General features: G+C 61.8%; 25 protein-coding genes, 2 tRNA genes and 1 pseudogene. 8 read left to right on the top strand and 20 right to left on the bottom strand.

Annotated features, from left to right (window positions below; translation table 11 throughout):
* Positions 1–143: 143 nt before the first annotated feature.
* The 15 genes from ACQRD3_RS08380 to ACQRD3_RS08310 form a co-directional block, all read right to left on the bottom strand.
* Complete coding sequence (locus ACQRD3_RS08380) at positions 144–794, bottom strand: HAD family hydrolase (RefSeq protein WP_427780957.1); 651 nt, start codon at positions 792–794, stop codon at positions 144–146.
* Between the two features lie 18 nt (positions 795–812).
* Complete coding sequence (rpoN, locus tag ACQRD3_RS08375) at positions 813–2,159, bottom strand: RNA polymerase factor sigma-54 (RefSeq protein WP_080906210.1); 1,347 nt, start codon at positions 2,157–2,159, stop codon at positions 813–815.
* A 157-nt stretch (positions 2,160–2,316) separates the two neighbouring features.
* Positions 2,317–2,796, bottom strand: a complete 480-nt coding sequence (locus ACQRD3_RS08370; RefSeq protein ID WP_198933178.1) for an L-2-amino-thiazoline-4-carboxylic acid hydrolase — start codon at positions 2,794–2,796, stop codon at positions 2,317–2,319.
* 29 nt (positions 2,797–2,825) lie between these two features.
* Complete coding sequence (locus tag ACQRD3_RS08365) at positions 2,826–4,499, bottom strand: sigma 54-interacting transcriptional regulator (RefSeq protein WP_080906208.1); 1,674 nt, start codon at positions 4,497–4,499, stop codon at positions 2,826–2,828.
* Between the two features lie 15 nt (positions 4,500–4,514).
* Entirely contained in the window at positions 4,515–5,165 is a 651-nt protein-coding gene (gene dhaL / locus ACQRD3_RS08360; protein WP_080906207.1) for a dihydroxyacetone kinase subunit DhaL, read from the bottom strand.
* A gap of 13 nt (positions 5,166–5,178) precedes the next feature.
* Positions 5,179–6,168 carry a dihydroxyacetone kinase subunit DhaK gene (gene dhaK, locus ACQRD3_RS08355; RefSeq protein ID WP_427780954.1) on the bottom strand — a complete coding sequence of 330 codons (990 nt, stop codon included), beginning with the start codon at positions 6,166–6,168 and terminating at the stop codon, positions 5,179–5,181.
* 20 nt (positions 6,169–6,188) lie between these two features.
* Complete coding sequence (locus ACQRD3_RS08350; protein ID WP_427780952.1) at positions 6,189–6,893, bottom strand: ABC transporter ATP-binding protein; 705 nt, start codon at positions 6,891–6,893, stop codon at positions 6,189–6,191.
* Positions 6,886–7,656, bottom strand: a complete 771-nt coding sequence (locus ACQRD3_RS08345; protein ID WP_080906204.1) for an ABC transporter ATP-binding protein — start codon at positions 7,654–7,656, stop codon at positions 6,886–6,888. The genes ACQRD3_RS08350 and ACQRD3_RS08345 overlap by 8 nt, the downstream gene beginning before the upstream one ends.
* A gap of 15 nt (positions 7,657–7,671) precedes the next feature.
* The gene (locus ACQRD3_RS08340; RefSeq protein ID WP_080906203.1) at positions 7,672–8,730 is read right to left on the bottom strand and encodes a branched-chain amino acid ABC transporter permease; all 1,059 of its coding nucleotides are present in this window, start codon (positions 8,728–8,730) and stop codon (positions 7,672–7,674) included.
* Positions 8,731–8,733: 3 nt separating this feature from the next.
* Positions 8,734–9,612: a branched-chain amino acid ABC transporter permease gene (locus ACQRD3_RS08335; protein ID WP_427780949.1), complete on the bottom strand. Its 879-nt coding sequence runs from the start codon at positions 9,610–9,612 to the stop codon at positions 8,734–8,736.
* Between the two features lie 201 nt (positions 9,613–9,813).
* Positions 9,814–11,019 (bottom strand): ABC transporter substrate-binding protein, encoded by a 1,206-nt coding sequence (locus ACQRD3_RS08330; RefSeq protein ID WP_427780947.1) that lies wholly within the window; start codon positions 11,017–11,019, stop codon positions 9,814–9,816.
* Positions 11,020–11,157: 138 nt separating this feature from the next.
* Positions 11,158–12,429 (bottom strand): L-serine ammonia-lyase, iron-sulfur-dependent, subunit alpha, encoded by a 1,272-nt coding sequence (locus ACQRD3_RS08325; RefSeq protein WP_080906201.1) that lies wholly within the window; start codon positions 12,427–12,429, stop codon positions 11,158–11,160.
* A 478-nt stretch (positions 12,430–12,907) separates the two neighbouring features.
* Positions 12,908–13,237, bottom strand: coding sequence for a sigma-70 family RNA polymerase sigma factor (locus ACQRD3_RS08320; protein ID WP_427780945.1), 330 nt, complete (start codon positions 13,235–13,237; stop codon positions 12,908–12,910).
* Positions 13,218–13,430, bottom strand: a complete 213-nt coding sequence (locus ACQRD3_RS08315) for a hypothetical protein (protein WP_080906199.1) — start codon at positions 13,428–13,430, stop codon at positions 13,218–13,220. The genes ACQRD3_RS08320 and ACQRD3_RS08315 overlap by 20 nt, the downstream gene beginning before the upstream one ends.
* Positions 13,431–13,441: 11 nt before the next feature.
* Entirely contained in the window at positions 13,442–13,615 is a 174-nt protein-coding gene (locus ACQRD3_RS08310) for a hypothetical protein (protein WP_427780943.1), read from the bottom strand.
* 75 nt (positions 13,616–13,690) lie between these two features.
* Here ACQRD3_RS08310 and ACQRD3_RS08305 point away from each other — a divergent pair.
* The 4 genes from ACQRD3_RS08305 (at position 13,691) to ACQRD3_RS08290 (ending at position 15,094) form a co-directional block, all read left to right on the top strand.
* Positions 13,691–13,766: transfer RNA gene (locus ACQRD3_RS08305), tRNA-Thr, on the top strand.
* Positions 13,767–13,777: 11 nt separating this feature from the next.
* Positions 13,778–13,862: transfer RNA gene (locus tag ACQRD3_RS08300), tRNA-Tyr, on the top strand.
* Positions 13,863–14,175: 313 nt separating this feature from the next.
* On the top strand, positions 14,176–14,454 hold the full coding sequence (locus ACQRD3_RS08295; protein ID WP_080906198.1) for an autorepressor SdpR family transcription factor: 279 nt from the start codon (positions 14,176–14,178) through the stop codon (positions 14,452–14,454).
* 16 nt (positions 14,455–14,470) lie between these two features.
* Positions 14,471–15,094: an SdpI family protein gene (locus ACQRD3_RS08290; RefSeq protein ID WP_427780941.1), complete on the top strand. Its 624-nt coding sequence runs from the start codon at positions 14,471–14,473 to the stop codon at positions 15,092–15,094.
* A gap of 418 nt (positions 15,095–15,512) precedes the next feature.
* Here the strand turns inward: ACQRD3_RS08290 and nrdG are convergent, their stop codons facing one another.
* The 3 genes from nrdG to ACQRD3_RS08275 form a co-directional block, all read right to left on the bottom strand.
* Positions 15,513–16,037: an anaerobic ribonucleoside-triphosphate reductase activating protein gene (nrdG, locus tag ACQRD3_RS08285; RefSeq protein WP_080906196.1), complete on the bottom strand. Its 525-nt coding sequence runs from the start codon at positions 16,035–16,037 to the stop codon at positions 15,513–15,515.
* Positions 16,034–18,196: an anaerobic ribonucleoside-triphosphate reductase gene (gene nrdD / locus ACQRD3_RS08280; protein WP_427780938.1), complete on the bottom strand. Its 2,163-nt coding sequence runs from the start codon at positions 18,194–18,196 to the stop codon at positions 16,034–16,036. Before nrdD ends, nrdG begins: the two co-directional genes overlap by 4 nt.
* Positions 18,197–18,372: 176 nt before the next feature.
* On the bottom strand, positions 18,373–19,446 hold the full coding sequence (locus ACQRD3_RS08275) for a M24 family metallopeptidase (protein ID WP_427780936.1): 1,074 nt from the start codon (positions 19,444–19,446) through the stop codon (positions 18,373–18,375).
* Between the two features lie 146 nt (positions 19,447–19,592).
* On the opposite strand from ACQRD3_RS08275, the gene ACQRD3_RS08270 reads away from it, so the two are divergent.
* The 3 genes and pseudogenes from ACQRD3_RS08270 (at position 19,593) to ACQRD3_RS08260 (ending at position 20,333) form a co-directional block, all read left to right on the top strand.
* Positions 19,593–19,799, top strand: a complete 207-nt coding sequence (locus ACQRD3_RS08270) for a hypothetical protein (protein ID WP_427780934.1) — start codon at positions 19,593–19,595, stop codon at positions 19,797–19,799.
* Positions 19,800–19,814: 15 nt separating this feature from the next.
* A pseudogene (locus ACQRD3_RS08265) lies at positions 19,815–20,030 on the top strand (class I SAM-dependent methyltransferase); the annotation flags it as partial.
* Positions 20,031–20,033: 3 nt separating this feature from the next.
* Positions 20,034–20,333 carry a hypothetical protein gene (locus ACQRD3_RS08260; protein WP_427780932.1) on the top strand — a complete coding sequence of 100 codons (300 nt, stop codon included), beginning with the start codon at positions 20,034–20,036 and terminating at the stop codon, positions 20,331–20,333.
* 177 nt (positions 20,334–20,510) lie between these two features.
* Here ACQRD3_RS08260 and ACQRD3_RS08255 read toward each other — a convergent pair whose 3' ends face one another.
* Positions 20,511–21,431, bottom strand: a complete 921-nt coding sequence (locus tag ACQRD3_RS08255; protein WP_080906192.1) for a pseudouridine-5'-phosphate glycosidase — start codon at positions 21,429–21,431, stop codon at positions 20,511–20,513.
* 43 nt (positions 21,432–21,474) lie between these two features.
* Positions 21,475–22,554: a PfkB family carbohydrate kinase gene (locus ACQRD3_RS08250; protein ID WP_080906191.1), complete on the bottom strand. Its 1,080-nt coding sequence runs from the start codon at positions 22,552–22,554 to the stop codon at positions 21,475–21,477.
* Positions 22,555–22,697: 143 nt separating this feature from the next.
* On the opposite strand from ACQRD3_RS08250, the gene ACQRD3_RS08245 reads away from it, so the two are divergent.
* Complete coding sequence (locus tag ACQRD3_RS08245; protein WP_427780930.1) at positions 22,698–23,459, top strand: hypothetical protein; 762 nt, start codon at positions 22,698–22,700, stop codon at positions 23,457–23,459.
* The last annotated feature ends 233 nt before the right edge of the window (positions 23,460–23,692 follow it).

Raw genomic sequence — 23,692 nt, 5'->3', positions numbered from 1 at the left:
TACCGGCCCTTTGTAAAGTTGTCTCTCAGGCTTTTGTAAAGTGTGTGTAAAGTCCTGTTTTTCTTTACATTTCCCATTTTAGGCAAAAAGATGCCCCCGGGACGGCAAAAACGCCGTCCCGGGGGCATCTTTTCAAGTTCCTTTTACAATCCGAGCCAGGCCCGCAGATCGGGGAGGTCCGGAGAGATATGGACGCTGGGATAGTTTGTAAAGTCTCCGGCGGGGGTGGTGCCGTTCAAAACGGCCGCAAAATCCACTCCGGCCCGCCGGGCCGTCTCGGCGTCGATGACCGTATCTCCGCAGTAGAGCACATTGGCGGGGCCCACCCCCAGGGCGGCCATCCCTCCATTGAGTCCCTCGGGGTCGGGCTTGGGACACCTGACGTTTTCTCCGCCCACGGTATAGTTCATCAGCTCGGTCAGCCCATAGCGCGTCAGGATCTTTTCCAGAGTGGTCGCCCGCTTGCTGGTGACCACCCCCACCTTCACCCCCGCACCCCGGAGGGCCCGCAGCAGCTCCTCCGCACCGGGGAGCAGGACGGTCTTTTCCGCCTGGGTGTCTCCCACCTTCTCCTGGAACCAGCGGCGGAACTCCGCCCGCCGGGCCGGATCGTCCTCTCCGGTGAGCATGGTGAACTCATCCTCCAGTATGTGGCCCACCGTGCGCCGCACTTCCTCCAGCCCAGGGGCCGGATAGCCCATCTGGGAGAACGCGTAGGCAAAGCCCTCATAAATGGAGGCCGTGGCATCTCCAAGCGTATAGTCAAAATCGAAAAAAACGGCCTGATACTTCATTGGTTTCCGCCTTTGCTCTTATTTTTTCCGCCCGGAGGCGTTTGGAATATTCAGCTCCTCCCGGTACTTGGCCACCGTCCGCCGGGACAGGATGCAGCCCCTCCGGGCCATCTCCTCGCACAGTTTCTGGTCGGAGAGGGGTTTGTCCTCCTCCTCCACCAAACGCTTGAGCAGGATCTTGGCCGCCTCGGGGGAGCCGTCCTGGGTCCCCAGTGAGCGGGAGAAGAAGTAGCTCAGGGGGTAGACCCCCCAGTCGCACTGGAGATACTTGTCCCGCACTGTCCGGCTGACCGTGGACTCGTGCACGCCGATCTGGTCGGCCACCTCCCCCATGGTCAGGGGACGCAGATGGCCCGGCCCCTGGCGGAAAAAGAGTTCCTGCCGCTCCACCACCCACTGGGCGCACTGGAGCAGGGTGGAACGCCGCTGGTCGATGCTGCGCACCACCCACTTGGCCTGATTGGCCTTTTCGGACAGATAATCCTTGACCTCCCGGTCCTGGGTCTCCTTCATCAGCTGGCTGTAATAGGAGCTGAGCTTGAGCTGAGGGATCAGCGTATCGTTGGCGGTGATCTCAAAGTGATCGGGGAAAGTCACCACCTGCACGTCTGGGGTGATGTACACCAGGTTTTCCCGGGCGGCAAAGCCGGTGGCGGGGCGGGGATTGAGGGTCCGGATCAGATCGCAGGCGGCGCGCACGTCCTTCTCAGGTACGTTGAGCTCCCGGCTGATGAGCCCGTAACGGGCCCTGGCCAGCTCGTCCAGATACCGCTCCACCACCATGAGGGCCACCCGGTGGTCCCCCGCCCGGCGCTCGATCTGCAGCCGGAGGCACTCTGTGAGGCTCCGGGCGCCCACGCCCGCAGGTTCGGCCGCCTGAAGCTCGATGAGCGCCCGGCCGATCACCTGCTGGGACAGCCCCGCAGCCTCCGCCAGCGCGGGCAGTTCCTCGTCCAGAAAGCCGTTCTGATCCAACTGGCTGACCAGGAACTCCACCCCCCGCATGACCTCCGGCTCCAGATCGGTCCCCATGAACTGGGAGAGGATGTATCGCTCCAGATCCTCCTCCTCGTCCAGAAAACAGCCCACATTGGCCAGGGGATCGTTTTCGTCCCCCTCGGCGTCCTGGCGATGGTAATAGGTGTTCTGACAGTCGTTGGCCTCCAGCCACTCCAGCTTTCGGGTAAAATCCTCTTCCCGGCGGATCTCCTCTCCGGGCTCCGGCAGCTCCAGCACCGGATTCTCCTGGATCGCTTCCTCGATGTACTCCCGCAGTTCCTGGATCCCCATCTGAAGGATCTTCATGGACTGCATCATCTGAGGAGAAAGTGTCTGGGTCTGCTTTTGACTCTGACTGAGCTCCATGGACACACCTCCCTAACCCTTTTGATCGCATTATTTTTATAATACCACAAAATCCCCCTTTTTTCAACCTGCTTCCCTGATTCCCAAAAGAAGCCTCACAAAAAGGGAGAGGCGGAAACCGCCTCTCCCCTCTGTATGACTGCTTCGCAGGATGTACTCAGACCTTCTTAAAGCGGACCTCGCAGATGTCGTCGCCGGCGGCGATGGTCTTGCCCAGGTTAAACTCAAAATGGGGGAAGGTGGAGGCGATGCCCCGGTCGCCGTCCATGGCGATCTGGCACAGCTCGGCGCACTCCTCATCGGTGGCGCCCAGCTTCTTCCACGCGGATACCAGGGGGCAGTAGTGGAAGTCGATGGCCATCTCTTCGGGAGAGGTCTTGACGTCCATCTGGAAAATGTCCACTACGTTCTGGTTGGCAAACTCAGGGGCAAAGGCCATGAGATCGTCGGTCTTAGTGTACTTGTTGTCGCCGTGGAAGCAGCCGCAGGCCTTGATGGCGTCGTGGGCAAAGCTGGTGTCCAGGCCCTTCTTCTGCGCTTCCTTGATAAGCAGATACATCCAGCTGGCGCGGTGCTCGATGGCGTCGCGCAGGTCCTTGATGTGCTGGCCTCTGTCCTCAGGAATGTTCTTAATCATAATCATGCGCTCCTTTTTATTATATTGGTTTATAGGAATTGGTATTGCTTGATCTTACGATAGAGGGTCGCCCTGCTGATCCCCAGCAGGCGGGCGATCTCCTCTTTGGAATAGCGTTGCCGCAGCAGCTCGCCGATCCGCTCCCGCTCCATCTCCTCCACGGACAGGACCTTCTGCCTGGAAAAGGCGGGGAGCTGCTCCAAACTGTCGGCGGTGATCTCCTGCTCCGCCCGGCGGACCAGCTGATCCAGCGCCTGGTCCAGCTCGGTGAGGTTTCCCGGCCAGTCCCAGCGGCACAGCCGCTCCAGTGCCCGGGAGGAGAGGGTCAGTTCCGGCTTGTGATAGCAGCTTCTGTAAAAGCGGATCCCGTTTTCTATCATGCGCCGCAGCTGTTCCGGATCTTCCCGGATGGGAGGGATGGTGAGCGTGCGCTCCGAGATGCGGTAGTAGAGGGGTTCCAGAAACGTCCCCGCCTCAGTCATGGCATGCAGATCCGCGGTGGTGGAGCAGATGACCCGCACATCCACCCGGACCTGGCCGCCGTTTTCGTGGTTGAGCACGCCGCTCCGGAGAAAATCCACCAGCTTTTCCTGGAGGTAGTAGGGCAGCAGCTCCACATTCTGAAAGTACACGGTGCCCCCGTGGGCCAGGTGGAGCTGGCCCAGTTCGCCGAAGATGATCTGCTCCCGCAGATCCCGGGCATAGCCGCAGTCCACGGTGACCAGACTCAGGTGGCTCCGGTCGGAGTAGTTGTGGATGCACCGGGCCAGCAGCTTCTCCCCCGCGCCCGGAGCGCTTTGGATCAGGACGGTCTGCCCGCCCACCGCCAGGCGCTTGGCCTCATCTGTGACTGCCCGCGGAAAGGTCTGTTCCTCATAGCGGGCAAAGGTGGCCTTGGTGTCCGGCCGCACGATCTCGGAAAAGTCGGAGTTGATCTGGGAGACCGGTTTGAAGATGAAGAGCGCCCCGGTGTGCTGGCCCCGGATGACAATGTCGCTGCAGGTGGCCAGTCCGTAAAAGGATCCCCTGCCGTTGTCGATGAAGATCAGCTGATTCTCCGCCCGCACCTGGCGGCTGAGGAAGTCTGTGATGACCCGGTGGGGGACGAACTCATAGATGGGCTTGCCCACACAGTTCTTCTCCTGCCGGAAATACTCGGAGAACTGCTTGTTGTGATAGTTGATGACCCCCAGGTTGTCGGTGGAGACGATGGCATACCCCACCTCGTCCATGAGGATCTCCCGCTCCTGTTTGATGACGTCCAGAGCGGAGTAGTCGTCGCTGTCCTGAAGCTTGCTGGAGAGAAGCGCGGACATATTCTGAAGGAACTCCACCGAGTTGTTCACGTCCCGGAAAATGTTTGCTACCTTCTGCTGGGGAATGATGAGCGCAATGGCCCCCACCACCGTGTCCCGATAAAAGATGGGCACGGCAATCAGTCCCCGCATCTCGCAGGTCTCATATTCCGGGCAGGCCTGGCAGGTGCCGAACTTCCTCCGGTCCTCGATGGCCACCACTTCCCGGGTGGAGATGCACTGGCCGATGATGGACACCCGCCGGATCACCTCGTACTGGTCAAAGTAGCGAAACGTGGAGCCGACCACCTTGAGATTGCTGTCCACGATCAGGACATCCACATCCAGGGTCTTGGAGATGGTGTTCGCAAATTTGGAAAGAGCTCCCTTGATCCTCGCCAGCAGCATTACCTTTTACCCCCGTCACCCCTCCAGCTTAGCCGCGATGCAGTCCATGAGGGTGGCAACTTGATAATACATGGTCACAGCGCCGGGGTCAAGATGGCCCAGGCCCTTGTTGGCCTGATAATAAGCCCGGCCCCGGATGGCTTCCATATCCCGGGTGCTCTCATAGCCCGCCTCGGCGGCCTTTTTGACCTGCTCCAGCGTCTCCCGCTCGCCGGTGCCCTTGTCCAGGCATTCCTTATAGCAGGCCACCGCGGGGGCCAGCGTGTCCAGCATGGTCTTGTCTCCGGGCTTGGACTTGCCCCGGGTCATGATACCGTTCATCATGGCCTCCAGAATGGCGCACACGTCGGCGCTGCCCAAGCTCTCCTTGCCCTTGACGGTCTTGGCAGCCTCCATGTAGGCGCTGCCGTAGAGCACGCCGCCGCTGCCGCCGATGACGCTCATCATGGTCATGCTGATCTTCTTGAAGGCGGTGAAAAGGTCCATGGTCTCCAGCTCGGGGGCCAGCTCCACCAGCTTTTCAAAACCCATGTTGATATTGGTCCAGTGGTCGCCGTCGCCGGTGGCTGAGTCCAGCTCGGTGACATAGTCGCCGTTGGCGTGGATGAGGTCATACGCCTTTTTGATGTAGTCCACGTAATCCTTTGTGGTCAGTTGAAATCCCATTTTCAGCGCCTCCTTACAGCACTTTGAGGGCCGGGGTGTCCGCCGGGGCGTCCAGCAGGGCCTTCAGCTCATCGTCCAGCTTCATCAGGGTCAGGGAGCAGCCGGCCATCTCGATGGCGGTCATGTAGTTGCCCACAAAGGTCTTGTAGACCCTGACCCCGGCCTTTTCCAGCAGGGCCTGCACCTCGTTGTTGAGGATGTAGAGCTCGGCCAGAGGGGTCCCGCCCAGGCCGTTGACCAGAAGAGCCACCTCGCTGCCGGTGTAGTCGTAGTCGGCCAGGATCTTGTCCAGCAGGATCCGGGCCACCTCGGCCGCTGTCTTGAGGGAGGTGCGCTCCACGCCGGGCTCGCCGTGGATACCCATGCCGATCTCGATCTCGTCGTCGCCCAGCGAGAAGCCAGGCTTGCCCACGGCGGGGAGGATGCAGGGGGTCATGGCCATACCCATGGAGCGGATATTGGCAATGGCCTTCTCGGCGGCCGCCTTCACTTCAGCCAGAGGCGCGCCGGTCTCGGCCTTGGCCCCCGCGATCTTGTGAACGAACACGGTGCCCGCGATGCCACGGCGGCCGGTGGAATAGGTGGAGTCGGGCACGGCCACGTCGTCCCGGACCACCACGGCCTCCACGGGGATGTCGTCCATCTCGGCCATGTCCTTGGCCATTTCAAAGTTCATGATGTCGCCGGAGTAGTTCTTGATGACCAGCAGCACGCCCGCGCCCGAGTTGGCCTCCTCGATGCCCTTGATGATCCGGTCGGGGCTGGGAGAGGAGAACATGTTGCCCGCCACGGCGGCATCCAGCATGCCCTTGCCCACATAGCCGGCGTGGGCCGGCTCGTGGCCGGAGCCTCCGCCGGAGACCACGCCCACCTTGCCGGGGGTCTTTTCCCGGCGGGAGATGACCTCCAAGTCGGGGGTGTACTTCAGAGAGGGATGCGCCTTCTCCATGCCCATCAGGGTCTCGGAGACCACTTTCGCGGGGTCGTTGATGATTTTCTTCATTTCGTTGCCTCCTTGCAGCGTTACATGGCGAGATACGCCTTTTTCACTCGGGAGTCGTCGGCCAGCTCATGGGCGTCGCCGCTCATGGAGATCCGCCCGGTCTCCAGCACGTAGGCCCGGTTGGAGACCGACAGAGCCATATTGGCGTTCTGCTCGATGAGCAGGATGGTGGTTCCCTGCCGGTTGATGTCGGTGATGAGGCCGAAGATCTGCTGGACGATGTTGGGGGCCAGGCCCAGAGAGGGCTCATCCAGCAGCAGGAGCCTGGGCTCGCTCATGAGGGCCCGCCCGATGGCCAGCATCTGCTGCTCGCCGCCGGAGAGGGTGCCCGCCTGCTGATTGATGCGCTCCTTGAGCCGGGGAAAGAGGTCGTAGACCCGCTGGAAGGAGGCGTCGATGGCCCCCTTGTCCTTTTTGGAATAGGCCCCCAGGCGGAGGTTTTCCTGGACGGTAAGGGCGGCAAAGACCTCGCGCCCCTCGGGAGAGAGGCTCATGCCCTGATCCACCAGCTTGTAGGCCGGCACGTTGGTGATGTCCTTGCCCCGGAAGGTGATCTTCCCCTGGGAGGCGTGGATCAGTCCGGCAATGGTGTTGAGGGTGGTGGACTTGCCCGCGCCGTTGGAGCCGATGAGGGAGACGATCTCCCCGTCGTCGATTTCCATGTCGATGCCCTTGAGGGCGTGGATGTTGCCGTAATGGGTGTGCAGTCCCTCGATCTTAAGCATCTTTCTTCACCCCTCCCAGGTAGGCCTCAATGACCTGCTCGTTGGAGGCGATCTCCGCCGGCAGCCCCTCGGCGATCTGCTTGCCGTGGTCGATGACATAGATCCGGTCGGAGATGTTCATCACCACGCTCATGTCGTGCTCGATGAGGATGATGGTGTAGCCCTTGTCCCGCAGCTCCCGGATGAAGCGGAGCAGTTCCTCCGACTCCTGGGGGTTCATGCCCGCCGCCGGCTCGTCCAGAAGAATGATCCTGGCGTCGGTGGCAATGGCCCGGGCGATCTCGATCTTCCGCTGGTCGCCGTAGGGCAGGTTGCGGGCGTAATTGTTCACCTGATCTCCAAGGCCGATGGACTCCAGGATCTCAATGGCCTTGACGGTGAGCTGCGCCTCCTCCTCCTGAAAACGCGGCGTACGGAAGAGGGAGGAAAAAAAGTTGTACTTGGTGTGGATGTGGGTGCCCACCAGCACGTTCTCAATGACCCGTAGGTTGGGGAAAAGCCGGATGTTCTGGAACGTGCGGGAGATACCCGCCTTCACGATCTCCTGAGGTGCGTGATTGTGGATGGGCTTGCCGTCGAAGATGATCTCACCCTGGTCGATTTCGTAGACACCGGTGAGCATGTTGAACACCGTGGTCTTGCCCGCGCCGTTGGGGCCGATGATGGAGACGATCTCCCCCCGGTCCACGTGGAAGGTGACGTTGTCCACGGCCACCAGTCCGCCGAAAACCTTGGTGATGCCCTTCACTTCAAGAAATGCCATTTTCCGCTCCTCCTTTCAACCGTTGGCCGTCTGGGCCGGCTCATTTTTCCCGGCCAGGAGCGCCTTGGCCCGTTTGGAGAGCTTGTAGGGCATCTGGGACTTCCAGCCCAGCAGGCCCTGAGGACGGAAGCGCATCATCACCACCAGCAGCAGGCCGTAGACCACGAAGCGGTACTCCATGAGGGAGCGGGAGACTTCCGGGAAGGCGATAAGGAGGGCCGCGCCCAGGAACATGCCGCGCATGGTGCCCATGCCGCCCACGATGACCACCGAGATGATGAGGGTGGAGACGTCAAAGGTGAAGGAGTTGGCGTCGATAAAGCCCACCAGGGTGGCGTAGAACGCGCCGGCAATGCCGGTGATGAAGGCGGAGATCACGAAGGCCAGCACCTTGTAGCGCATGGTGCGGATGCCCATCATGGTGGCGGCCATCTCGTCCTCCTTGATGGCCTGGAACGCCCGGCCGGTGTTGGAGCGGATGATGGCCATGCTGGCCACCGCCACCAGAAACACCATGATCAGCATCGTGTAATAGAGCCCGTTGTTGGCCAGGGTCATGCTGACGCCGAAGAAGGCGGGCTTGGGGATGTTCTTCAGACCCAGAGTGCCGTTGGTGACCGCGTCCCAGTTGACGATGATCATCTTGACGATCTCACCGAAGCCCAGGGTGACAATGGTCAGGTAGCTGCCGCTGAGCCGCAGGGAGGGCAGACCCAGCAGCAGGCCCACCGCGCCGGTGAGACAGGCCGCGCAGATCATGGCGGCCAGAAAGGGCACATTGAGCCGCAGCATCAGCAGCGACGAGGTGTACGCGCCGATGGCGAAGAAGCCCGCGTGGCCCAGGGAGACAAGGCCGGTGTAGCCGGTGAGGATGTTCAGGCCCATGCCCAGAATAGAGTAGATGCCGATCATGATAAAGATCCGCATGAGATACTGGCTGAAGCCGAAGGCCGGTACCGCCAGCAGCAGAGCCGCCCCCGCAATGCACACGGGGAGCTTGTATTTGTCGAGGAAGGATTCCATCTGGAAGATGAAGCCCGTTCCCTCGGTCTTTTTCTCATTTAATTTCGTCATACCTTACACCTTTGTGATCCCTTTCTTGCCGAAGAGTCCGGTGGGCCGGACGATCAGCACCACGATCAGAATGATAAAGGCGACGGAATCCCGGTAGGTGGAGTTGATAAAGGTTGCCGCCAGGCACTCGGACACACCCACCACCAATCCGCCCACCACAGCGCCGGGCAGCGAGCCGATACCGCCCAGGACCGAGGCTGCGAAGGCCTTCAGACCGGCCATGAAGCCCATGCCGGGATAGACGATCTGATAATAGCCGCTGATGAGTCCGCCGGCGATGGCCGCGGAGGCGCCCGCCAGGAAGAAGGTGAAGGAGATGACAAAGTTGACGTTGACGCCCATGAGCTTGGCCGCCTTGGGGTTCTGTTCGGTGGCCCGCATGGCAAGGCCGATCTTGGTCTTGTTGATGACCAGGGTCAGCACCAGCAGAAGGATCAGAGACACCACGCACATCATGAGCTGGGTGGACTGGATCCGGAAGCCGCCGATCTCGATCATGGGAAGGTTGAACACTGCGGGGAACGCTTTTTTCTCACTGCCGAACCAGATCATCAACAGGTTTTGAATGATGTTGGAGACGCCGATGGTGGTGATAAGGGCCGCGATGGGGACCGAGTTCTTCTTGCGAAGGGGCTCCAGGGCCGCCTTGTCAATGAGGATGCCCAGCAGGCCTGTGCACACCATGCTCAGCAGGATGGCGGGCAGGACGCCGAACTCAAATCCGACGAACAGGAGCGCCGCATGGGCGCCGAAGGCATAAATGGAGCCATGGGAGAAATTGACCAGCCTTAGGATACCGAATACCAGGGAGTAACCGACCGCGATGAGCGCATACGCCATGCCCAGGGCCAGGCCGTTGAGGACTTGTTGTACAATAAGCACTTCCGCCACGATTGCGGGCCGTTTCCGCAATACTCCTTTCTATTTGACATTCACGCAGCGCGAAGCGGCCTTCACCGAGCGCCCGGCGCGACACAGGCGCTCTCCGGAAGGCCGGCGACGGAGCGGAAGCATCCGCCCCGCCGCCCGCACAGCCTGGAGATTAGCCTTAAGAAATAACGGCTTGTTTCAGAAAGGCGGGAATTAGAAACTGGCCTCCGCGAACTGGCCGTCCTTGATGGTGAGCTTGACAAAGCTCTTCTGCACGTCGCCGATGTCGTTGAAGGTGGTCTCGCCGGTGACGCCCGGATAGTCGATCTTGGCCAGCTCGTCGCGGACCTTGGCCGAGTCGGTGGTACCGGCACTCTCGATGGCGGTGAGGAGCATACCGACGGAGTCATAGGCCTGAGAGGTCAGAGCGCTGGGCTGCGCGCCGTACTTCTCCTTGTAGGTCTCCACATAGGTCTTGACGGCGGGATCGTCGGAGCCGGAGTAGAAGATGACGGGGAAGCAAACGCCCTCCACGGCGTCGCCGCCCAGCTCCAACAGCTGCTGGGTGTAGGCGTTGGAGAAGCCCACGATGGCGATGTCGGGGTTGACCTGCTTATACTGCTTGGCCACAGGAGCCAGGGTGGAGTACATGCTCACGCAGATCACCACGTCGGCGCCGGCGGCGTCCAGCTTGGCAATGGCGGGAGAGTAGTCGTCGGAGCCCTCCATGACTTCCTCGTGGGCCACGACCTTGGCGCCGGTGTCGGCCATGCCCGCCACGAGCTCGTTGACGATCTTGGCGGTGTTGGTGCCCCAGTCGGTCTTGATGGAGATGATGCCGATGTTCTTCTTGCCCAGGTCGTTGACGGCGATGTCAAGGCCGGCGGCAGCTTCCACGTTGATGACGGTGTTGTTGCGGAAAATGTAGTCGCCGATGCCGGAGTAGTCGGGGTGAGAGGAGGACGGGGAGATCTCAATGATCTTGTTCTCCTGATACACGGGGGCGGCAGTCATGCACACGCCGGAGGCGAAGTGGCCGATGACGCCGGCGATGTCGCCCTCGGAGACGATCTTCTGAGCGATGGAGGCAGCTTCCTCAGAGGAGTTCTTGTCGTCGTACTGGACGATCTCGACCTGACGGCCGCCCAGCACACCGCCCTTGGCGTTCCACTCTTCCGCCTTCATCACGGCGGCGTTGTAGAAGCCCTGGCCGTACTCGGCGTTGTCGCCGGTCATGGGGGCGGCAACCGCAATCTTGATGGGAGCGCCGCTGGCGGCGGGGGCGCCGGACTCAGCCGCGGCGGACTCGGCGGGAGCGGCAGACTCGGCGGGCTTGTTCCCGCCGCAGCCGGCGAGGAGGGAAAGGGTGAGGGCAGAGGAGAGGATGATTCCAAGAGCGCGTTTCAGATTCGTTTTCATTGTCTGCGTTGGCCGCCGGAGCTTCCAGGCGGCCATCTCCTTTCTCAATTTCGATTTTTTGACTGGCGTTTCTTAAGGCTATTTCAATCGGGCGCGGTTTCCCGTGCCGGAATGAACACGGTCGGGGTGGAGCTGACTTCAGCCCACCATGATCTTCAGGATCTCGCTGTCGGTCTCCCGCATGCCCTCGCGGGCCAGCTGGCCCACGCTCTCCACGGTGGCCTCCACGCCCTCCTTGACGATCCCCTCGCCGGGACGGAAGTAACGATCCTTCATGGCCATGCTCACCGCCAGGATGGCGGCGTCCACGCTGGAGGCGATTTTGGCCGCGCAGGAGGGCTTGGCGCCGTCGCAGACGATGCCGGAGACGTTGCCCAGGGTGTTGACGATGACCTTCTCGATCTCCTCTTCCCCGCCGCCGCAGAGGTAGCAGATCCCCGCCCCCGCGCCGGTGGCGGCGCTCACCGCGCCGCAGTAGGCGGAGAGCTTGCCGATCTTGGCCTTCTGGTGGATTGCGGTAAGGTTGCTGACACACAGAGCCCGATAGAGCTTCTCCCGGTCGGCCCCCAGGGCCTTGGCGTACTCAATGACCGGCAGAGAGACCGTCATGCCTTGGTTGCCGCTGCCCGAATTGATGACCACCGGCAGTTCACAGCCGCTCATGCGGGCATCGCTCCCGGCGGCGGCGGCGGCCCGGGCCCGAATCTTCACGTCGTCGCCATAGAGACTGAGCAGAGTGGCTCCCACCTGGGCGCCGTAGCCCTCCTCCAGGCCCGCCTTGGAGATGGCGGTGTTGTACTCGATCTGGCGGTCGAGCACCTCTCTGACGTCGTCCAGATCCGCCTCTTCGGCAAAACGGAGGATGTTGGCGATGGAAAGACAGCCGCGGTCGGCCCCCTCCTCCTCCCCCTCTTCCTCGGTGTGGGGAACGTCCACCAACGCCTTGCCGTCCCGCTCCACCCGGACCACATTGGCGTGGCTGTGGATGATCTCGGCCATGGAAGTGTGCCCCCCGCCGGACATCCGGATGATGATATGTAGCTTGGCCGGGGTGTCCAGCAGCTTCTCCTCGCACAGGCCCTGCTCCAACAGGACCCGGACCCGGTCCACATCCTCGGGTTTCACCGAGGTGAGCACCTCCAGCTCCCGGTCGGGGTCTCCTCCCACCGCGCCCAGGATGGCAGCTGCCCGGGTTCCCCGCAGGTCTCCGGTGGTGGGAACGATGACGCCCTTGACATTTTTAATGATATTCCCGCTGCACTCGGCGGTCATTTTCTCCGGCATGCAGCCAAGTGCCTGCCGCGCTCTGGCGGCGGCGTAAGCTACCGCGATGGGCTCGGTACAGCCCAGCGCGGGCACCAGTTCCTCTTTTAAGATCGCCACACAGTTTTGGTAAACTTTTTGGTCCATACTTTATCATTCCCCTTGGATCTTCATTTGAAGTCTCATTTTGAGACTCCCTTTTCTCTTCTTACGATGAATTATCGCATGTCATTTCCGCAGATTCAAGTGGTTTTGACCGGTTTCAGCGGTTTAAACAGTGTAATATCGGCTCAAATCGACATTTTGACCAACGAGTCTAGTAAAATCGTCTCAAAATAAAACGTTTTGTCTGTTTTGCCCATTGACTTTCCCGACAGGATCCGACCGTCTGGGACACCCAGGGCCCCATGCCGTCCCGGCGGGGAAGTGGCTTTCAGTATCTCAATATGAAATATTTCCTCTTTGAAAATGCAAAAAGGCGCGTGTCCGCAACTTTGCAGGACACGCGCCTTTGCTGTGTGTCAACAGAATACTGCCTTTTTTCCTCCTGTCAATTCTTTTCTCAAATTGACCCATTTCAATTTTTTTGTAAGCAGCCCGCCATTTGTCTCAAAGCTTCTCCCCTTTACAGGGGCCGTTCCTCCAGCAAAAAGCGTTTTGCGCCGTACCGCAGGCACCGCCGCAGTCTGGCCTCCCCCCGCTTGATGGTACGGGAGACCGTGGACTTGTCCACCCCCAGACGGTCTCCGATCTCGCTCATGTTGAGCCCCTCCCCGTAGTAGAGCAGCAGGTACTGCCGCTGCCGCTGGGTCACGTCCTCGTGGAGGGCCCGCCAGAGGGCCACCTTGCTCCGGTCCAGCTCCTCGGCGTTGGTGTTCTCCTCCGAGATCATCCGGGCATACCGGGCCATATCCGCAGCGTAAAGGCCGCCTCTCCTATATCGCGTACCGCTCATTCTTCCGGTACCCCCTCTCATAGTATCGTTCGCAGATCACCGCCACATCCCGCGCCTCCCGGCGCATGGTCTCCAGCAACCTCAGCCGGTCGGCCTTCCGCCTCCGCTCCGCCCCGGTTCGGGCGGGCAGTTCTGCGACCACCTGGATCCGGTGGCGCAGCACGTCGGCCTGGATGCGATAGCTCTTCGACATTTGCCTGAGTGTCATTCCGATCTCTTGTCCTCCCTCTCTTGTTCCTCTGCCTGACAGCTTGGGCACAGGGGAGACGCCTCCCCATAGATCTCTCCCCGGCAGCGCCGGCACCAGGCCGCAGGCTCCTCTCTCTGGGGATCCCGCAGCGGGCTGAGACAGGCGCGTTTCCCCACCTTTTTCCACATTTGAAAAATGTACAACTTTTTTCTTGACAACCTCCCGTTGTTCTGATAGAATAATCACTGCTGTTGGACAGCCACGCTGGTGTAGCTCAGTTGGTAGAGCAGCTGATTTGTAATCAGCAGGTCGGGGGTTCAAGTCCGTCCACCAGCTCCACAACTTCATACGGAGGAGTTCCAGAGTGGCCAAATGGGGCAGACTGTAAATCTGTTGCGTATCGCTTCGGTGGTTCGAATCCACCCTCCTCCACCAAACCGGTCGACCAATAGGGTCGGCCGGTTTTTTTGCTCTCTCATGCCGACATCCTCCTCTCTCGAAAATAGAACGTATGTTCTAACCACACGCTTATGGTAACACGATTTTCCATCGTATGCAATACAACTAATGAAATTTACGCCCAAAAGTTTTGCGGCACAGTCCCCTTTCCTGGACTGCCCCCCCGCGGCCCTGAGCGCTCCAGGCATTTCTGTGCTTTTAACATTTAGACGCTGGTCTAAATTTCTTCTTGACAGCGCGCCTCTTTCCTGCTATCATTTAGACAGATTTCAAAATGAGAGGTGAGTCCATGAGCTTTCAGGAGACCTTCAAGGCCCTGAGCGACCCCACTCGGCGGGCCATTCTGGACATTCTGAAGGACGGGGCGAAGACCGCCGGGGAGATCGGCTCCCGGTTCGACATGACGGGAGCCACCGTCTCCCACCACCTGTCGGTGCTGAAGGAGGCGGGGCTGGTCAGCGATGACCGGCGGGGAAAATATATCTACTACGAGCTCAATGTGTCCGTGCTGGACGAGATCACCGGCTGGGTAGCCGGTCTGAGAGGAGAAAAACACCATGAAAAATAAACGCGCCATTTGTATCATGTGGATTTTATCCCTGCTGCCGGCGGCGCTGGTGATGGCCTGTGCCTCCCGCCTGCCGGCCCAGGTGCCCATCCACTGGAACCTGGACGGGACAGTGGATTACGCTCCGGCCTGGAACCTGTGGCTTCTCGCCGCCCTCTCCCCGGCTCTGGCTCTGCTGTTCCAGTTTCTTCCCCGCATTGACCCGCGGCGGGCCAACTATGAGAAATTTCAGGGCCGGTACGACACCTTCAGCATGGCCCTTCCTTTGCTCCTGCTGGTGCTGACGGCCATCACCCTTTCCGAGACCTTTTACCCCGGCCGGATCAACGTGGGCCGGGCGACCGGGCTGCTCATCGGGGTCCTGTTTCTCTTCATAGGCAACATGATGGGCAAGCTCAAAAGCAACTACTTTATCGGCTGCCGCACCCCTTGGGCTCTGGCCGATCCCGACGTGTGGAACAAAACGCAGCGCATGGGCGGCTATGTGTTTTTCATCACCGGTCTGGCCGCCGTTCTCCTCAGTCTTTTTGCCCCCGAAAAGGTCTTTTTCTGGGTGTTCCTGGCCCTCCTGCTGGGCGGGATCGTCCTGACCGCCTTCATGAGCTGGAAGTGGTACCAGGACAAGCAAAGGGAAAATTGACTCCCCACAAAATAAAAAATGCCCCCGAAGGGCTCCGCCGAGTGCGGAGATCTCTTCGGGGGCGGCTTTTTTCAGGGGCACTCAGGGCATCATTCCGGGAATAAACGCCACAGCGCCCCAGAGCAGCGCCAGCAGCATCCCATTGAGGGCGGTAAAGGCCCCCCAGATAGGCCAGAGGCCGCGCACGGTCCGCGGCGGCCGCCGCCCCGGCCAGCGCGGCGCCCCAGGGGAGAATGCGGAGTACCGGGTCTTTTTTGAGCAGCGACCGCATGGGAGTTCCTCTTTTCGTGCCGTTTCGGTCAAATTGTTTTTGGGTATACCACTTTTCGATGGAAAGGAACAAAATTTTTACAGGGCGCGGAACAGAAAAAGGCCGCCCGCCGGGAAGGTTCCCGGCGAGCGGCCGCACACACCTGATTTATTTGTCCCAGAGGACCACCCGACCCGCCGCCCGGGTGGCGGGCAGGTCGATGATCCGCTGGTTGGACGAGCCCCGGAAGCGCAGGGTGATGTCCTTGAGGGCCTCCACAAATTCCCCGTCCACCAGCACATCGACGAAAGAGAGCATCTCGTCCGTGACCTCGCACCGGGCCCGGGAGGGTACCGCCCCGGTCAGCTCCTCCAGGGTGTAGCCCGAGTAGGCCCACACCGTCTTGCCCGGCAGCGCGGCGCGCAGGCGGCGGAGAAAGGGGAGCAGCGCGCGCTGGTTGTCCGGCTCAAAGGGCTCGCCCCCCAGGAGGGTCAGCCCGTCGATGAAGTCGTGGGACAGCTCATCCAGCAGCTCGGCCTCGGTCCCGGCGGTAAAGGGGCGGCCGTAGGCGAAGTCCCAGGTCTCGGGCTGGAAGCAGTTTTTGCAGTGGTGGGTGCAGCCGGAGACAAAGAGGGTGGTGCGCACGCCGACGCCGTCGGCGATGTCCCGGCGTTTGATATTGCCGTAATTCATAGATGGAGCACCCGCTCCTTGATCTCCTGGGTGCGGCCCTGGTTCCAAAACTGGGTGCCGATGTAGCCGCAGGTCCTTCTTGCCACGTTCATCTTGTCCTGATCCCGGTTGTGGCAGTGGGGGCACTCCCACACCAGCTTTCCGTCGTCCTCCACGATCTGGATCTCCCCGTCAAAGCCGCACACCTGGCAGTAGTCCGACTTGGTGTTCAGCTCGGCGTACATGATATTGTCGTAAATGAACCGGATGATGGACAGCACCGCGGGAAGGTTGTTCTGCATGTTGGGAACCTCCACATAGCTGATGGCTCCGCCGGTGGAGAGGGCCTGGAACTGCGCCTCAAAGGCCAGCTTGTCGAAGGCATCGATGTGCTCCGTGACGTGAACGTGATAGCTGTTTGTAATATACGCCTTGTCGGTTACGCCGGGTATCATCCCGAACCGCTTCTGGAGGCACTTGGCAAAGCGGTAGGTGGTGGACTCCAGGGGAGTGCCGTAGATGCCGAAGCCGATGGAGGTCTCCTTTTTCCAGCGGGTGCAGGCCTCGTTCATGTGCTCCATGACCCGGAGAGCAAAGGGGGTGGCCGAGGGGTCGGTGTGGGACTTTCCCGTCATGTACCGCACGCACTCGCAGAGGCCGGCGTAGCCCAGGGAGATGGTGGAGTAGCCGCCGTAGAGGAGCTTGTCGATGGGCTCTCCCTTCTTCAGCCGGGCGATGGCCCCGTACTGCCAGAGGATGGGGGCGGCGTCGGACAAGGTGCCCTTGAGCCGCTCGTGGCGGCACATGAGGGCCCGGTAGCAGAGCGCCAGCCGCTCGTCGAAGATTCTCCAGAAGGCGTCCATGTCCCCGCCGGAGGAGAGGGCTACATCCACCAGGTTGATGGTGACCACACCCTGGTTGAACCGGCCGTAGAACTTGTAATTGCCGTTCTCGTCCTTCCAGGGGGAGAGGTTGGAGCGGCAGCCCATGACGGGGAAGCAGTTGCCCTCCTTGAGCTCCTTCATCTTCTTTTCGGAGATGTAGTCGGGCACCAGCCGCTTGGCGGTACACTTGGCGGCCAGCTCGGTGAGGTACCAGTAGGGGGAATCCTCGTGGATGTTGTCCTCCTCCAGCACATAGATGAGCTTGGGGAAAGCGGGGGTGACGTAGACGCCCGTCTCGTTCTTCACACCCTCATAGCGCTGGAGCAAGGTCTCCTCAATGATGACCGCCAGATCCTGCTTCTCCTGCTCGCTCTTGGCCTCTCCCAGATACATGAACACGGTGATGAAGGGGGCCTGGCCGTTGGTGGTCATGAGGGTGACCACCTGGTACTGGATGGTCTGCACGCCCTTGCGGATCTCCTCCCGCAGGCGCTTCTCCACGATCCGGGAGACGGCGTCCTCATTCACTGCCCCGTCGTTGAGAAGCCTGCACTCTTCCATGACGTCCCGGCGGATCTTCTTCCGGGAGACATCCACAAAGGGAGCCAGGTGGGCCAGGGAGATGGACTGCCCGCCGTACTGGTTGGAGGCCACCTGGGCGATGATCTGGGTGGCGATGTTGCAGGCGGTGGAGAAGGAGTGGGGCTTTTCGATCATGGTGCCCGAGATGACGGTGCCGTTTTGCAGCATGTCCTCCAGATTCACCAGGTCGCAGTTGTGCATGTGCTGGGCGAAGTAGTCCATGTCGTGGAAGTGGATGATGCCCTGCTGATGGGCCTCCACGATCTCCTGGGGCAGGAGGATGCGGCGGGTGATGTCCTTGGACACCTCGCCCGCCATGTAGTCCCGCTGGACGGCGTTGACCTTGGGATCCTTGTTGGAGTTCTCCTGCTTGACCTCCTCGTTGTTGCTCTCGATGAGGGTGAGGATCTGCTCGTCGGTGGTGTTGGCGGCCCGGGCCAGGGAGCGGGTGTACCGGTAGCGGATGTACCGCTTGGCGGTCTCATAGGCCCCCTCCTTCATCAGCTCGGTCTCCACCAGCTCCTGGATCTCCTCCACCGACAGGGTGCGGCTCATGGCGGAGGCGGCGGCCTCCACCCGGTCGGCAAGGCCCCGGATCTGGCCGGGGGTAAGCTCCCGGGCCCCGGTGGTGGCAGCGTTGGCTTTGGCGGCGGCAGCAGCGATCTTTTCGGAATCAAAAGCGACTTCGACACCGCTTCGTTTGATGATCTTCATGGCAAGCTCCTCTTTCTATGTGGGTGGTTAAGACATTCCTAAGTATAAACGAAGGCAGCCAGAAAATCAATATGTAGTAGATAAGAATTTCAAAAAATCTATATCTAGCAAAAGAAGCGGGAGTCCACCGTTCCGGATGGGCTCCCGCTTCCGACCAGGCCTCCGTTTGAGCCCCCTCAGTCTCCGATGACCTGAAGCTCTTTGGGATATTGGTTGAGCACCTCACAGCCGTCCTCCGTGACCATCACCAGATCCTCGATGCGCACACCGAATTCCCCTGGGAGATAGATGCCCGGCTCCACGGAAAAGACCATGCCGGGGCGGCAGACGGCCTCGGAGGCCCCGGAGACGTCGGGAGGCTCGTGGCAGTCGATGCCGCAGCCGTGGCCCAGCCGGTGGGTGAAGCAGGGGCCGAAGCCCCCGTCGGCGATGATCCCCCGGGCGATGCCGTCCAGCTCGGAGAGCGGCACGCCGGGGCGCACAGCGGCCTCGGCGGCGGCGTTGGCCCTGCGCACCAGCTCATAGACCCGGCGCTGCCGGTCGCTGACGGTCTTGTAAAACACAGTGCGGGTCATGTCGCACCAGTAGCGGGAGATGGGGGTGAAGATGTCGAAGATGATGCTGTCCCCCGGCTTTAACACAGTGGAATCCCCGCTGTGGTGGGGGTCTGCGCCGTTGGGGCCGAAGCACACCAGCTGAGTGCCCTCGCAGTCGGCCCCCCGGGACAGGAACTCCCGGTTGACCAGGGCTGCCAGCTCGTTTTCCCGGACGCCGGCATGGACCGCGCCGATGGCGGCGGCCACCACCTGATCGTTTTGGGCCGAGGCGCGGCGCATGGCGTCCCGCTCGGCGCCGTCCTTGGTCATCCGGCACAGATCCACCGGGAAGGAGCCCTCCAGCGGGGTCACATCCGGGCGGCGGGCCATGAGTCCGATCAGGAATTTGCTGTACCAGAACTTGTCGATGCCCAGCTTCCCGGGGCGGACGGCCCCGGCCAGACCGGCCACCGGGTCCTCCCCGTCTTTGTGGGAGACGAAGGGCAGGTCGGGAGCGGAGGTCAGGCCGAAGATCTCATTGCCGAAGAGGGTCGCTCTGCCGTCGGCGGTGAGCCAGAGGGCGATCATCCGCTCATGGGGCTCCACCCAGTGGCCGGTGAGGTAGAAAAGGGACGTAGTGGCGGTGACCAGGATCTGCTCCAGCCCCGCCTCTTTCATGCGGGCGGTGACCCGCTGCACTCTGACAGGATCCATGCGAAAACGACCTTTCCAAAAAAACAGCGCCCTCGGGCGCATTTTTTTCTCATTTTCTGTTTTTATGATACCACAAATTGGGTTTTATTTCAAGTCTTGTTCCAAATCGGAAACGGGTGTAAGAAGAATGGATGAGGTGATGAAACATGGAAAACAGCAGCATGACCGCGCGGGTGAGCGCTTTTGCCAGGGCCTGTCACGCCCGGGAGACGGAGCCCAAAATTTTTGACGACTCCATGGCGGAGGCCCTGTTGGGAAAAGCGGAATACGACGCCGTCGCCGGTTCCCTGGCGGGTGGGATCGGCTGCTTCTGTCCCGGATTTTCCGGAAGCCGGGCGGAGGCCGTGAACTGAGCGGTCCGCCGCCGGCTGGCCCCCACCCCGCTGGCCCGGGCCGCCTTTGCCGAGAACGCCCTGGCCCGGGCGGGCACCGTTCCGCCGGAAAATCTGCGTCTCGTCCCCGCCGACCTGTCCGATCCGAACTGGCCCCGGGCGCTGGAAGAGGCAGGCTTTGATGCGCGGGCGCGCTCCTTTTGCTCCCTGCTGGGGCTGGTCTGCTACCTTTCGCCGGAGGAATTCAACGGCCTTTTGGCAGCTCTCTCCGCCCGGATGCCCAGGGGCAGCGCCCTGGCCTTCGACTACCCGGTCCGGGCGGCCGCGGCCCCGGAGCAGGCCGAGCTGGCCCGGGCCGCCGGAGAAGAGATGCGGGGGGCCTACACCCGGGGCGAGCCGGAGCGCCTGCTGGCCGGGACAGGCTTTCTGGCCTACGAGCACCCCGGTCCGGCAGAGCTCACGGACCGGGTTTTTCGATCCTGCAACGCCGCCCACCCGGAGGCCCCCATGGCGGCGGAGGAGCGGGTAAACTGCTGTCTGGCCGTTCGGCAGTGACCCTTCGAGCTCCGTCGAAAAAACGGATGCCGCCCTTCGGGGCGGCATCCGCATTGTGGGTACGGGGCGGAAAACCGCCTCTCCGACGGGCCGAAAACCGCCCACTAACGAACCAAATAGAACAAACCTGATCGAACGAACCCGACAGAGCGATCCCCGCAGCGGGAAAGGCGCACTTTACAGTGCGCTCAGCTCCGCGGCGGTGCGGGCGGCCAGACGGGCGTTGTTGAACACCAGCTGGATGTTGGAGTCCAGGGAGTCGCCGCCGGTGAGCTCTTTGACCTTGGCCAGGAGGAAGGGGGTGGTCTCCTTGCCGTGGATCCCCCGGGCGGCGGCCTGGGCAATGGCCTCGTCGATGGCGGCGTTGATGACCGCCGGGTCCATGGAGAACGCCTCGGGGATGGGGTTGGTCACCAGCATGCCGCCCCCCAGGCCCAGCTCCTGCTGGACGTGGAACGCCCGGGCCAGCTCGGCGGGGGTGTCGATCTCGTAGTCCACGGCAAAGCCGCTCTTCCGGGTGTAGAAGGCGGGCAGCTCCTTGGTGCCGTAGCCGATGACGGGCACGCCGTGGGTCTCCAGATACTCCAGGGTGAGCCCCAGATCCAGAATGGACTTGGCTCCCGCGCACACCACCATCACAGGGGTGTGCGCCAGCTCCTCCAGGTCGGCTGAGATGTCCATGGTGGTCTCGGCCCCCCGGTGTACCCCGCCGATGCCGCCGGTGGCGAAGACGCGGATGCCCGCCATGTGGGCGATGATCATGGTTGTGGTGACGGTGGTGGCCCCGTCCTCCCCCCGGGCCACCAGCACGGCCAGATCCCGGCGGCTGGCTTTGGCCACGTCGTGGCCCTTTTTGCCCAGCACCTCGATGTCATCCCGGGAGCAGCCGGCCTTCAGCCGCCCGCCGATGACGGCGATGGTGGCGGGGACGGCCCCGTTCTCCCGGATGATCTCCTCCACCTTGAGGGCGGTCTCCACATTCTGGGGATAGGGCATGCCGTGGGAGATGATGGTGGACTCCAGCGCCACCACCGGCTTGTTGTGGGCAATGGCCTCGGCCACCTCGGGGGCGACGTCCAGATATTGATTGAGCTTCATATCGATTTCCTCCTGATTTGAAAATGAGTGATTGGATTCCGGTTCACAGCCCCGCCCTGGCCCGAACGGTCTGGGCGCTGAGCGCGGGATTGATGGTCTCTGCCCCCTCCAGGGCGATGGCGGCGGCCGCCTGGGCCAGACGGGTGGTGTCGGCCAGACCGGTCCCCTCCAGATAAGCCCAGGCCAGCGCGGCCATGAAGGCGTCCCCCGCCCCCGTGGCGTTCACCGACTCCGCCGGACAGCAGGGCAGACGCAGCGCGCCGCTGCGGTCGGCGGCGTAGACCCCGTCCTTTCCCAGAGAGAGAAATACCCGGCGCAGTCCGGTGTCCAGCAGGACCTTGGCGGCCTTTTCCAGGCTGGCGCTGTCGGTGATGGCCACCCCGGAGAGGAGCTCTGCCTCCATGCGGTTGGGCTTGAGGGTGTGGAGCTTTCCCAGCACCGGCTTGAGCCGCACCGCCTTGGCGGTGGAGACCGGGTCGGCAAAGATGGGGACCCGGATATTTTCGCACAGCCAGCGGATGGACTCGGCCGGGATGTTGGTGTCGATGACGATCAGCTGGGCGTTGTCCAGAAGGGCCCGCCGGGACTGGAGGTAGGCCGGGGTGACGTGGTCGTAGATGTCCATGTCGCTCACCGCCAGGGCCATGTCCCCGTCCGGGCCGGAGAGAAACAAATAGGTGGAGGTGGCCGCTCCGGGGACCTGAAGGGCCTGGGAGATGTCGATCCCCAGCTCCCCGCAGGAGGCGGCGATCTTCTGGGCATAGAGGTCGTCGCCGAAGGCGGTGAGCATCCGCACGTCGGCCCCCAGCAGAGCCAGGTTGTGGGCGATGTTCCGCCCCACGCCCCCCAGGCTCATCCGCACCTGCCCGGGATTGGAGTCGGCCATCACCAGCGGCGCGGCGGCGCGGCCCCCGATGTCCATGTTCACGCCTCCCACCACAGCAGCGTAGGAGGCGGAGCGCAGGACGTAGCCCCTGCCCGCGATATAGCCCTTCTTCATCAGGTTGGAGATGTGGACCGCCACCGACGAGCGGGTGATCCCCGCCTTTTCCGCCAGCTCCTGCTGGGAGATCAGCGGATTTTCGGCGATCCAGTTGAGCAGTTCCCGCTCCCGCTGGGTCATAGCGCCGCCCCCCTTTATAAAAGTTTACTTGTTAAGCATAAGTTTAGTATATCCATTCCTTTACGGTTGTCAAGAAAAAATTTGAGAAAACAGGAAACAAAATTTACCTTCTTTCGTCTAAAAACAAAAAGGAGGACAAAAACGTGAAACTTTGGACCTGTTTCTCACCTGTTTGTATCAGCCTGCTCCTGCTGGCAGGGTGCGCTGCCGAGACCGCGGAGGAGACGCCCGGTCAGGCCGCCGCGCCGGAGGAGGCAGCCGCCCGGCTGGAGGCCCGGATCGCGGACGGCGCCGAGACGGGAGAACTGCTGCTGGCGGGCGAGGACGGCCGGCTCTACGCTCTGAGCGTCCGGGAGACACCGGTGACGCTGGACGGGAGCGAGGCGGCGGGAACAGATCTGCGGGATGGGATGCGGGTGACTGTGTGTCACAGCGGCTCCATTCAGGAAACCTATCCCGCCCGGTTTGGGGCAGTCTCCGCTCTCGAGGCCGAGAGCGGAGGGACGGAGGACCGGTGTGGGCTCTATCTCCGGGTGCTGGAGGACCTGTGGAACACAGACAGCGGTCTCAACGACGGCATCACCCAGATGGGGATGGATCTGTCCCAGGTGACCGATCTTACCCAAGGCGAAAAGGCTGCGGTGATCTGGCGGTTTGGTGAGAACCGGGGGCTGGCCCCCATCCAGGGGACCTTCGACGAGCTGGCGGAGGCGGGGTACATCGACCGGGTGCACTTGGTCTGGAAGGACGGGGTCCTCTTCACCCTTTCCGGCTCTGCGGAGGAGGGCTTTGACGCGGAGAAATGGCGATCTGGGACAGGGGCGTATTTCTTTACCAACTGCATCGCCAAGGCGGAAGATTCCGGCGCATGGGACTACGCCGTGGGGGCGGAGGCCGTCTCCTAACTGGGAGGGATGGGCAGACAGAAGCTCATGCCGCCCGTGCGGAACGTGATTGCCCGCTCTGCGTAGGTGCCCCTGAAAATCCATTCTTTTTGATCGGGAACGCAAGCGGTACCGTCTGGCTGTCAGGAGATCGCTCCTCCTGTGTGCGTGCTCTGACAGGCCGCGCTTTCAGGCGCTTCCCGGTTGGCCGCTGTCTCCGATGGATCCGTAAATCGGCAGCGGCAGCGGGGCAG

The organism is Candidatus Pseudoscillospira sp. SGI.172 (genome assembly GCF_050313575.1).
In the GTDB taxonomy this organism is placed as follows: Bacteria; Bacillota; Clostridia; order Oscillospirales; family Oscillospiraceae; genus Vermiculatibacterium.
Note: the sequence above shows the minus strand (reverse complement) of the source record. Positions and strands in the feature narration are given on the sequence as shown.